The sequence below is a fragment of the Bacillus sp. 05T31 genome (genome assembly GCF_056396725.1).
Genome location: NZ_JBFTMA010000073.1, coordinates 1 through 11,329, shown reverse-complemented (window position 1 = coordinate 11,329; position 11,329 = coordinate 1). Strand labels below are relative to the sequence as shown.

Sequence of the window (11,329 nt, the reverse complement as noted above, 5' to 3'; positions counted from 1 at the left end):
GTATTGAAACCATTCTCAGCACTATATGTGCTTATACTATCCATTTTAGGTCCCCTTCTAACGAAAGAGTCAAAGAATGTATATAAACTTTTAAATAAAATCTTTAAGTGGGATACAAAGAATAGCTAAATTTTAAACAATTGACGTGTAAGGTCAGACTTTATATAAGGTATTATTGTGAAGGAATCTATAGTTAAATAGATTCCTTTTTTTATGGGAAATTAATAACTGGTTGTTATTTGTTAGAGAAGGATATGTTTAATATTTTACATATTGTGGCATACATATAGGAAAAGGGAGTTTAGGAAGGGGATTATTGAGAAATGGAACTCCAGTTTCAAAATGTATATCAACAAGTTGAGAATTGGTATGTGTTGGATTCGGAGCTTCCTTGGGATGTCAAAAAGTTAAGAAATGATTTGTTTTCTCTCATTGAAGTAAGTGCAACGCCAGTTATTTTTTGTGATACGTGTGATGCGAATCATGTACTTTTATCATTAGGAGAAGAAGAAGAGGAGTTTTTATTCCCAGTAGGTGGTTTTTATCATAAAGAAAAACAATTAATTTTCGTTTGTATGTGGGAAGAGTATGAGCAAGTGCTCAAAACGCTATTGCATGAATTCAGGCATGCGATGCAGCATAAGGACGATATACTATATGTTGGAAATGAACTATACGAAGAAAGATGGATTGAGAAAGATGCGAGGCATTTCGCGGAGAGGAAGCTAGATGAATATAAAAATAGAAATTTAATCTGAAGCATAGTGGAGGAAAATCACTGTGCTTTTTTGCTAATTAAAAATAAGTAGTTGACCTTTAATAAGTTTAGTTCTAAACTAATAGTATCAAATGAGCGAGGTGATGGAATGAAAGCAGAGGAAAGACTTGGATTACTATTATGGTTTCGTTTATCACGCTTTTATAATAGAAGTATTCGTGAGACGAATCAGCATTTGAAAAAGTGGAATGTATCTGCCGCTCAGTTTGATGTATTAGTTCAAATCGGAGGAAACGATCGTTTAACGCAGCAAGAACTTGGAAATAAGTTGTTTGTTACGAAAGGAAATGTTACTCAACTTTTAAATAAGATGGAGCAACTAGATTGGATTCAGCGTGAACAAGAAGGTACTACGAAATATATTTCATTAACAGAAAAGGGAAAGGTTCTATATGAAGAAATAGTCCCGCCGCAAGAAACATTTCAAGCAGAGCAATTTGATAAGTTAAATAGAGAAGAACAAAAACAATTATTAGAATTACTGAAGAAATTGCAGTGATAAAATTAAAAATAAATATCTCGATTCCGAGATAATATGAGGTGAAGGATATGTTTAGAAAAGTTGATCATAAAAATATGGGAAGAGCAAATCACGGTTGGTTAAATACACATTTTCATTTTTCCTTTGCAAATTATTATAATCCAAACAACATGAATTTTGGAGCAGTGCGTGTTATGAATGATGATTTAATAGCGCCACAAACTGGTTTTGATATGCATCCGCACCGTGATATGGAGATTATCTCTTACGTTATAGATGGTGAATTAACACATGAAGATAGTATGGGGAACCGCGGGACAATTGAGCGTGGGCATGTTCAATATATGAGTGCAGGTACTGGTGTATTTCACAGTGAGCATAACTTAGGAAGTGAAACATTACGTTTATTGCAAATTTGGATTTTACCAGACCGCGACGGTCATAAACCAAACTATGGTGAGTTTAAATTTGATTGGAGTAAACGTGAAAATGAGTGGTTCCATATGGTATCTCCTTCTGATGGAGATGCACCAATTCATATTCACCAAGATGCAAATTTATATTCTTTATCATTAGAAGCTGGTAAAGAAATTCATTTTCCTGTTAAAGAAGGACGTCAATTGTACCTTGTACAAATTGAAGGTTGCAGCGTTGTAAACGGTGAAACACTCGTAATGCGTGATGCAGCGGAGGCTGTAGAAGAAGATATTCACATTCAAGCGAAAGAAAACTCTCACTACTTAGCGATTGAAATGAAAATGGAATAAAGTGAAACTTTAACCCATGGCGGTTTTAAGTATGTGAATAGCGAGATGAAAAGTTATAGGGAAGAGGATATCGAAAACGATATCCTTTTTTGTGTGAGTTAAATTAACAGAAAAAACTTTCTCAATTTTTGAGAGCAGGTATTAGAAAGATTATTCAGAATATTTATAAAGGTGTTAAAAACTTTTAGGGAAATGGGGAGTGTTAGATTGAAAAAGCAAGTAATTTCATCAGCATTAGCATTAACTGTTATCGCAAGTGGGTTTGGGGCATTTGGAGCAACTACGACGAAAGCAGAAGAGCAAAAAATCCAGTATCACCAAGAGTTTAAAACACCAGCTTACATAGGTGAAGAATGGAAAGCGCCGGAAGGACTAGATAAAAAAGAGACGGTCTTTCAATATTTAGAGAGTAAAAAAGATATGTTTAAACTAGCGGGAAATATTGACAAACATTTCAATATCGTTGGTGAAGAAAAAGATGCTGAGTCTGGTACAACACATGTGAAGTTAGTTGAGAAGCATAATAACATTCCTGTGTATGGTTCAGATCAAACAGTTACGCTTGATAAAGAGAACAATGTAAAAGCATTTTTCGGACAAGTTATTCCGAATTTAGATGATAAAAATATTCCTACATCTGCAAGTATTAGTGCGGAACAAGCAGAAACGATTGCAAAAGCTAATATTGAGAAAGAAATTGGTAAAGTAAAGAATTATGATGGCGTGAAAAAAGATTTATATGTGTATGAAAAAGATGGTCAATACTATCTTGCATATCTTGTAAAAGCGTCGGTTTCAAAACCAGCTCCAGGATATTGGCATTACTTTGTTGATGCAACAAATGGAAATGTTATTGAGAAATATAATGCTGTAGATAACATTACTGGATTTGGTTACGGAGTATTAGGTGCTAGACAATCATTTGAAATTGCTCAAGATACGAAAACAGGAGCGTTCAACTTATTTGATGGTACACGAGGACAAGGTGTTCATACATTTGATGCAGAGAATATGGATGAAAACTGGTTTAATTTATTCTCACAAATTCTTGGATATACAGGGGAAGAAGTTGTAAGTAAATCGAAGTTCTTCGAAGATAAAGCGGCAGTTGATGCGCATGTGAATGCAGGAAAAGTATACGATTACTATAAAAAGACATTTAACCGTAACTCTTTCGATGATAAAGGTGCGAGACTTATTTCTACTGTTCACGTAGGTGAATCTTGGAATAATGCAGCGTGGAATGGTGTGCAAATGATGTATGGTGACGGAGATGGTAAGACATTTATTCCATTATCAGCAGGGCTAGATGTTATTGGCCACGAATTAACGCACGCTGTAACTGAGCATACAGCAAACCTTGTTTATAAAGATGAGCCAGGAGCGTTAAATGAATCATTATCTGACATTATGGGTGTCATGGTTGAGAAGAAGAGCTGGGATTTAGGTGCAGATATTTATACACCTGGTAAACCTGGTGATGCGCTTCGTTCACTGAAGGATCCAGCATCTATTCCAAATCCATTAAAACCAGGTGAAGGTTACCCAGATCACTATAATAAACGTTATACTGGAACAGCTGATAATGGCGGCGTTCATATTAACAGTAGTATTAACAATAAGGCGGCATATTTAGTATCTGAAGGTGGAGACCATTATGGCGTGAAAGTAACTGGAGTGGGCCGTGAAGCGACAGAAAAAATTTACTATCGTGCTCTTACAAAATATTTAACTGCAAACTCTAATTTCAAAATGATGCGCCAAGCTGCACTTCAATCAGCAGAGGATCTATACGGTAAAAACTCTAAAGCTGTACAAGCTGTAACGAAAGCTTATGACGCTGTAGGAGTAAAATAATAAGAGAACAAGACCTGACTGGATTGTCAGGTCTTGTTCTTATTTAATCACGAATACCTAATGCGATTTTTGCCATGCGTGACATACGTTCTTTTGTCCATGGCGGATTCCATACAACGTTTACTTCTATTTCATTTACTTCAGGTACGTTCGTTGATAATACTTTTTTAACGTCTGATACGATTTGCCCAGCCATTGGACAACCGATAGAAGTCATCGTCATTGTAATGACAGCATTATTATTTTCATCTGCTGTAACGTCATAAACTAATCCAAGATTGATAATATCAACACCTAATTCAGGGTCAATAACAGCTTCTAAGTTTGCATATAACTTTTCTTCAAATGCTTGTTGTGACATGTGTAGCACCCCCCTAAATATTAATGATATCGATTCTCATTATAACGGATATACGTATAAAGTGCAGGGAATGAGCTCAAAAAAATATTCCTCTTGGAAGAGGAATATTTTTAAAAAAGCTATTCAGTTTTAAAATGAGATACGAGTTCATCTAATTCTTCAACCGTTTGTTTCATTTGTTTTGCAGTTAGGGTCATTTCATTCATAACAACGACTTTCTGTGCAGCGGATTGTGCTGTTACGGCAGTCTCACTTGAAACTTCATTAGAAATTGAAGCGATGTTATTAAGTGAAGCATTCATTTCTTCAGCACTTGCAGCCATTTCTTCAGCAGTTGCTGATATGTCTTGAATTTGGGTAGATACCTTATTCACTTGTCCAACAATTGTTGTGAAGGAAGAGCCTGCTTCACGAATGACGTTAATACCTTCAGATGCTTCTGAGCGACCTTGAGACATCATAGAGCTAGCAGTTTTTGTATCATTTTGAATTTGATGTAGCAACTGGTTAATATCTGTTGCTGCTGTTTTTGATTGTTCAGCAAGTTTACGAACTTCATCAGCTACGACAGCAAATCCTTTTCCTTGTTCACCGGCACGAGCCGCTTCAATAGAAGCATTTAAAGCAAGTAGATTTGTTTGTTCAGCGATATTGGAAATAGATTGTACAGCTGCATCAATATATTTCGTATGAGTGATTAGACGTTCGACCACTTCTGATGTAGCATTTACAGCTTCGTGAATCGTCGTCATTTGTGAAATAGATTTTTGAATAACAGTACTTCCGTCGCTAGCGTGTTCTGACGTGGCTACAGCTAGTTCAGCTACAGAAGAAGCAGATTCTGCAATACGCTGAACACTCATTGCCATATCATCCATTGCAGTCGAGCTTTCTTCCATACTAGAAGTTTGTGATTGGATGCTGGCATTTAAATTGGACATCGAGCTTTGAACTTTTATTGTTGCATCACGCGATGTATTGGTCTTTTCTAGCATATTTTCAGAAGCATTTTGTACTTCCACAGAAGTTTTTTGAACACGATTAATGATATGCTGCAAGTTTTCTAACATTTTATTAAATGATGTTGCAATTGCACCGATTTCATCATTGCTATTTACTTGTAGACGAGCTGTCAGGTCACCCTCTTGGGAAGATAACTCTTTTAGTTTCGTATCAATTTGTTGAATTGGTTTTACAAGTTTACCAGAGAACCACCATGCAAGAATAATTGCAACGACAATACATATAACAAGTGATAAGAATACAACGTATTCAATTAGTAGTGATGATTGGTCAATTTTTTCAATGGATTGATCACGTAACTTAGCTTGTTCGTTGCTATAGTTTGTGAAATCACCAATAACTTTATAAACCGTACCATTTTCTTTAGAAGCAACTTGTAATGCTTCTTCCCATTTTTGTTCTTTCGCAAGAGTAACAACTTTATCATCAATAAATTGTCTCCATGTAGAGCCTAATTGCATTGTATCTTTTACTTGTTGAGAAACATTAGGGTTAGAAAGAAGTTCACTTTTTGAATCCTCAAGACGTTTACTCATTTCATGAAACTTGTCTAATTCGACTTGATCATGTTGTAGTAAATAACCTCTTAAAGCAGAGAGCTGTACTTGATAAGCATCTCCACGCTCTTTCAATTCTGTTGCAAGAGGAGAAATTTCTTTTTGTAATGCTTCAGCTTTACGAGATTGGTCAATAGTAAAAAATAAAATAAAAGCTAAAGCAATCCCGAATAAAGCACAAATCGTTCCCATCATGAACATAAGTTTTTTTCTGATACTTACAAAATTCATATTATAAAAAGCCCCCTTTGTGAAATCTTAGTATTAGGATTAATTAATGTTAAAAATTGAAAGAAAGCTTTACTCCATCTGGAATAAAGCTTTCTTATTTCCTTTAGGAATTATAGCAGACAGAGTGGGAGAGAGAAAGATATATTTTAAAGTGAAAAAGAGGGGCTAAAAAGTAATCCCTCTTTATTATGAATTTTGTTTAAAAAAATTATAGAAGATAATGGAAAGAGGCGGATGAGTAGAATTAAAATGGATATATTTATATATCAAAAATTCTTAAATAAAAATAAGAAATACTATTGTAATTAGAAATAACATCCTGTATACTTCTAATTAGTTGATAACGATTATCACTATCAACTGAAACATTACTCTTCGTTATGTTGGTCATACCCCTTTTTGACGACGTAAGTCAGAGACGAATGTTGAAATATCTTGTGTCCTATTCTACAGAATTATGGTAATCTCCAACCTCAACTTATATGCGTAAGCATGCAAAAAAGGATCCTATCCGTGAAGGGATCCTTTTTTGCATGGTGTTGCAATTAATGTATATAGACCGGGTATACGCTCTTCAATTCCCTCTGATGCAGTAGAAGGGAAAACCCACTTTTGATGAGATCCGTGTTCTTCAACTAGCTTTTCAATTTTAAAACGTTCTTCCGCAAGTGTTGTAACAATTTCTCCTAACGTCCAGCGGCGTATGTTTGTTTTCGGTAATGATTCTTTCTGCGATTCTGTAAGAAGAATGCTATAAGCAACATCATCTTCAATCAATTCTTCATCGAAATAATTTCCATTGGCCCGAAATGATGGATGATCTACACCTAATAATTTAGTGTAAATAGGATGATAGTCACGAAGGATAAGCATTCCATCTTGTTTAAGTAAGTTAGCAATCTTTTGAAAGAGTGGTTTTAAATCTAAAAAGTAATGAAGTACACCAAGTTCTAGCAATACGACATCAAATGATTCGGAAAGATTTACATCCAGTACATCAGAGACGATGTATTGGATAGAGACACCAGCAGCTTCGGCTAGTTCGGTTGCATATTTTTCATTACTTGCTGAAATGTCTACAACTGTTACATCGGCTCCTAAAAGAGCAAGAGCAACTGCTTTATTTCCTTTTGATCCGAGTAAATTAATAATACGYTTTCCTTTTGGAGATTGTATGTAAGGTAAATAATGATTTACTTCGCGCACGGGATCTTCCATGAGCTTTTTCGCATAATCCTCTGGCGCCCCGTGGCGATTTGTCCAAGCTTCATAAGCAGCTGCGTTCCAGCTTTTTTCATTAATAGTACTTAGTTGTTTTTGATTCAATTTTATCACTCCTTTTGTGAACGTATAGTTATTCGGTGAGTGAGTGGGGTTTCCTTTTTTTTTTGAAATAAAGTTTGATTTTTCTGTTATTAAGTCGTAAAATATGTGTCATACATAAAAGCGTTGAAAAGGAAAAGTAGAATGGAATCATTCTTTCCAGAGAGCTTCGGTAGCTGAGAAGAAGCAAGAATATTCATTTGAACAATGGCCTTTGAGCTTCGTCCTGAACTTATCAAATGATAATAGTAGGCGGCGACGAGAGTTGGTACTCGTTATCAAAACCACAGTATAAGAGCATATAGCTCCGTACTTGTTAAGGTTAGTTATGCGAATGACTGACGAAATAAGGTGGTACCGCGACTGTTTAAAAARCCCCGCCCTTATCTTTTTTAAGATAAGGGCGGGGCTTTTTATATTTTAAAGGAGGAATGTAAGATGAGTATTTTTATTGGAGGCGCTTGGCCGTATGCAAATGGTTCGTTGCATCTTGGGCATATTGCTAGTTTGTTACCTGGAGATATTTTAGCACGTTATTACCGGGCTAAAGGTGAGAGAGTGTTGTATGTTTCAGGAAGTGATTGTAATGGAACACCAATTACAATTAGAGCAAAACAAGAAGGTGTAACGGTGAAAGAAATTGCTGATAAGTATCACGAAGAGTTTGAGCGATGTTTTCGTAGCCTTGGTTTTACGTATGATTGCTATACACGTACAGATAGTGAGCATCATCATGAAACTGTTCAAAAAGTCTTTTTGCGACTATTAGAAGAAGGTTATATTTATAAAAAAATAGTCGAACAAGCTTATTGTGAAACGTGTACGCAATTTTTACCGGATCGATATGTAGAAGGTATTTGTCCACATTGTCATGAAGGRGCRAGGGGSGATCAATGYGATGCTTGTTCCGCTATTTTAGATCCACTYGATTTGTTAGAAAAGAAATGTAAGTTATGYGGTAGTACGCCATCAGTACAGGAAACAGAGCATTTCTATTTTGCATTGCATAAATTTCARCARCMAATTAAAGAGGYYGYAGAAATTGYAAAGCAGAAAGGAACATGGCGTGACAATGCAATTCAATTAACAGAGAGATATTTAAAGGAAGGATTACAAGATAGGGCAGTGTCACGTGATTTACCAATAGGGGTACCAATTCCATTGGCAGGATATGAAGATAAGAAAATTTACGTATGGATTGAAGCTGTGACAGGATATTATTCAGCGAGTAAACACTGGGCTGAAGAAACAGGGAAAGCTGATCAAGAGTTTTGGGATAGAGAAGCGAAAACATATTATGTACATGGTAAGGATAATATTCCGTTTCATTCAATCATTTGGCCGGCGGTATTACTTGGAATAGGAGAAGGAGCGATCCCGCGTCATATCGTTTCGAATGAGTATTTAACAGTAGAAAAAAGAAAGTTATCGACAAGTAAAAACTGGGCAGTATGGGTACCTGATATATTGGAACGCTATAATCCAGATTCTATTCGTTACTTTTTAACAGTAAATGCACCAGAAAATCGTGATACTGATTTTTCATGGCGTGAATTCATTTACAGTCATAATAGTGAACTATTAGGCGCATACGGGAATTTTGTGAATCGGACGTTGAAGTTCATTGAAAAGTATTATGATGGCATTGTGCCAAAAGCAAATATTAATATGGAGCTGAGAGATAAGGTAGAAGGATTATATAAAAGTGTAGGAGAAGCAATTGAACAAACTAAATTTAAGGTGGCATTAGAAACAATATTTGATGCAGTACGCTTTGCAAATAAATACTTTGATGAAAAGCAGCCTTGGAAACAAAGAGAAGACGACCCAGTTTCATGTGAAGAAACGATTTGTAACTGTGTTTATCTTATCGCTAATTTTGCACAATTGCTTGAACCATTTTTACCGTTTTCAAGTGAAAGAGTTAGAAATACATTATCGAGTGTTAAAGTAAATTGGGAACCTCAAAATACGTTGCCAAACCGAATTGATAATGTRCAGCCATTATTTGAGCGAATTGATGTAAAACAAATTGAACATGAGTTAGAGAAGTTATATGGAGCGGTAAAGTGAAATATAAGGAAAAGACCTTTCAAATAAATGAAAGGTCTTTAGTTATGCAGTAGGACTCTCTTTTTTCCCTTTTAAAAAGAAAAGTACAGCAAGGATTACGAGAATAATAGCTGCAATATGTTATCTTGAATGTAGTATTAAAGTTTAACATATCGTGACTTTATGCACATTTATATACAAGTTGATGTTKTCACGCACTATGMACACGATTATGTTTTTTTTCTTTCCTAGCAGTAAGTAGTTGYGGTGTRAAAATACCGAGTAATATAACYACAATCCCAATCCACTGCATWGGYGATACAACTTCATAAACAAGTGTAATAGAAGCGATAATTGCTGTTGGTAATTCAGCTGCACCTAATATTGTACCAAGTCCCGTTCCGACTTTTGGTACCCCAATTGAAAAACAAATGACAGGTATAATAACCCCGAACAATCCAAGGAAGAAAGCATATTTCCATAGGCCTGCTTGTAAGGCACCATCTGTTAAAAAGGTGGGCGGGAAAAATAAGCATACAATAAGAGTAGCACTCGTTGTCATAAGAAAGCTTTTYGTATAAGGCGGAACAGCTGTAGCAACGCGCCCGCTTACAAATACATAGAATGAGAAAGAGACGGCAGCTAATAGTCCGAAAATAATACCTTTCGTAGAAAAGTTTTGTCCAAGACCTTCAAATACTCCACCAGCAAACAATGTACCAGTAAATAAAATAATAATAGATATAACTTTCTCACGGCTTGGGAATGTCCGGTTGGCAATCGCTTCGATGACTACACCAATCCAAGTGAACTGAAAGAGTAAAACGACAGCGATAGAGGCTGGCAATTCTTCTACGGAAATAGCATAGAAAATACCTGTCATACTCATTGTTGTGCCGACTGTTAGTAACGAAAAGAATTGTTTTTTTGATACTTTATGACGTGAAAAGAACAGAACGAGTAAAAGTAGTCCAATCCATCCGAAGACATATTGCCCTCCTAGTAGTTGGTGTGCGGAAAATCCGTCGATGAATCCGAGTTTAAAAATAGTTGAAAGTACGCCGTAGCTACAAGCGCCGAATAAAACTAGTAATGAATACTTAAACTTCTCCATAAAAATCCTCCTTTTAAATAATAAAAAACGCCCGCTATCCAAATAAGGATAACGGGCGAACGAAACAGAGTAAGATACTCTACAAAATTCCGCCATTCATACGAAGTATGAATTTGGGGTATGAAATTAGAGTAGGTTTTACATTGCTTTTGGGAATACAATGGAGCATTTTACACCTTGAGGTGTGTTTTGTATTCCATAAGGAAACTGATGTTTATCTAATATTTGTTTTACAATATATAACCCAAGACCACTACCTTGTACTAAGCCATGTTTGTCAGGATTTGCGCGATAGAATGGTTCAAATAAATGGGCAAGTTTATCTTCATCAATTTGAGAACCTGTATTTAATACTTCTAATGCGTAACCGTTTGGCTTTTCATAAAGTTTTATATATACATGCTGATGGTCAATTGTATAATGAATTGCATTTGAAATAATGTTAAAAATAGCAGTTTGCATAAATTTAGGATCAGCTAAAATTTGTACATCTTGTTTAATGTTAGATTGAACATTTAATTGTTTTACAGATACAAAATAATCTACTTTCTTTATAACGTCCTCAATAATATTAGTTAATGAGATAACTTTTAAATTTGGTTTAAATTGAGGGTTTTGTATTTTGGATAATTCTGACACTTTTTCCGTTAATATGTTAATATCTTGCATCATCTCATATGAACGTTTTAAATATTTATCTCTATCTTTATAAGCGCCAATTCCGTGAATCATGCCATCGAGTTGTCCCATAACGGCTGCGATTGGTGTTTTTAATTCATGGGATA

10 protein-coding genes, 1 pseudogene and 1 other annotated feature are annotated in these 11,329 nt (G+C 35.4%); of the genes and pseudogenes, 6 read left to right on the top strand and 5 right to left on the bottom strand.

Annotated features, from left to right (window positions below):
• The 5 genes and pseudogenes from AC1DJR_RS07360 to AC1DJR_RS07340 all read left to right on the top strand — a co-directional run.
• Positions 1 to 129: pseudogene (locus AC1DJR_RS07360) on the top strand (cation/H(+) antiporter); the annotation flags it as partial.
• A 194-nt stretch (positions 130 to 323) separates the two neighbouring features.
• Entirely contained in the window at positions 324 to 758 is a 435-nt protein-coding gene (locus tag AC1DJR_RS07355; RefSeq protein ID WP_131246991.1) for a DUF3920 family protein, read from the top strand.
• Positions 759 to 866: 108 nt separating this feature from the next.
• On the top strand, positions 867 to 1,277 hold the full coding sequence (locus AC1DJR_RS07350) for a MarR family winged helix-turn-helix transcriptional regulator (RefSeq protein ID WP_328009975.1): 411 nt from the start codon (positions 867 to 869) through the stop codon (positions 1,275 to 1,277).
• A 50-nt stretch (positions 1,278 to 1,327) separates the two neighbouring features.
• A complete protein-coding gene (locus AC1DJR_RS07345) occupies positions 1,328 to 2,026 on the top strand; it encodes a pirin family protein (RefSeq protein ID WP_131246990.1) in 699 nt (232 codons plus the stop codon).
• Between the two features lie 207 nt (positions 2,027 to 2,233).
• Complete coding sequence (locus AC1DJR_RS07340; RefSeq protein ID WP_477002302.1) at positions 2,234 to 3,883, top strand: M4 family metallopeptidase; 1,650 nt, start codon at positions 2,234 to 2,236, stop codon at positions 3,881 to 3,883.
• A gap of 43 nt (positions 3,884 to 3,926) precedes the next feature.
• On the opposite strand, the gene AC1DJR_RS07335 is transcribed toward AC1DJR_RS07340, so the two are convergent.
• The 3 genes from AC1DJR_RS07335 to AC1DJR_RS07325 all read right to left on the bottom strand — a co-directional run bounded on the left by AC1DJR_RS07335 (position 3,927) and on the right by AC1DJR_RS07325 (position 7,450).
• Entirely contained in the window at positions 3,927 to 4,244 is a 318-nt protein-coding gene (locus tag AC1DJR_RS07335) for a metal-sulfur cluster assembly factor (protein ID WP_000082522.1), read from the bottom strand.
• A gap of 119 nt (positions 4,245 to 4,363) precedes the next feature.
• Positions 4,364 to 6,055: a methyl-accepting chemotaxis protein gene (locus AC1DJR_RS07330; RefSeq protein WP_429686442.1), complete on the bottom strand. Its 1,692-nt coding sequence runs from the start codon at positions 6,053 to 6,055 to the stop codon at positions 4,364 to 4,366.
• A 507-nt stretch (positions 6,056 to 6,562) separates the two neighbouring features.
• Positions 6,563 to 7,450 (bottom strand): class I SAM-dependent methyltransferase, encoded by an 888-nt coding sequence (locus tag AC1DJR_RS07325; protein WP_477002303.1) that lies wholly within the window; start codon positions 7,448 to 7,450, stop codon positions 6,563 to 6,565.
• Positions 7,451 to 7,495: 45 nt separating this feature from the next.
• Positions 7,496 to 7,766 (top strand) — a binding site (T-box leader).
• A 50-nt stretch (positions 7,767 to 7,816) separates the two neighbouring features.
• Between AC1DJR_RS07325 and metG the strand changes: the two genes are divergently transcribed.
• The gene (gene metG, locus AC1DJR_RS07320; RefSeq protein WP_477002301.1) at positions 7,817 to 9,451 is read left to right on the top strand and encodes a methionine--tRNA ligase; all 1,635 of its coding nucleotides are present in this window, start codon (positions 7,817 to 7,819) and stop codon (positions 9,449 to 9,451) included.
• Between the two features lie 190 nt (positions 9,452 to 9,641).
• On the opposite strand, the gene AC1DJR_RS07315 is transcribed toward metG, so the two are convergent.
• Positions 9,642 to 10,544 (bottom strand): EamA family transporter, encoded by a 903-nt coding sequence (locus AC1DJR_RS07315; protein ID WP_477002300.1) that lies wholly within the window; start codon positions 10,542 to 10,544, stop codon positions 9,642 to 9,644.
• A 138-nt stretch (positions 10,545 to 10,682) separates the two neighbouring features.
• On the bottom strand, positions 10,683 to 11,329 hold a 647-nt coding region (locus tag AC1DJR_RS07310), incomplete at its 5' end, for a sensor histidine kinase (protein ID WP_477002299.1).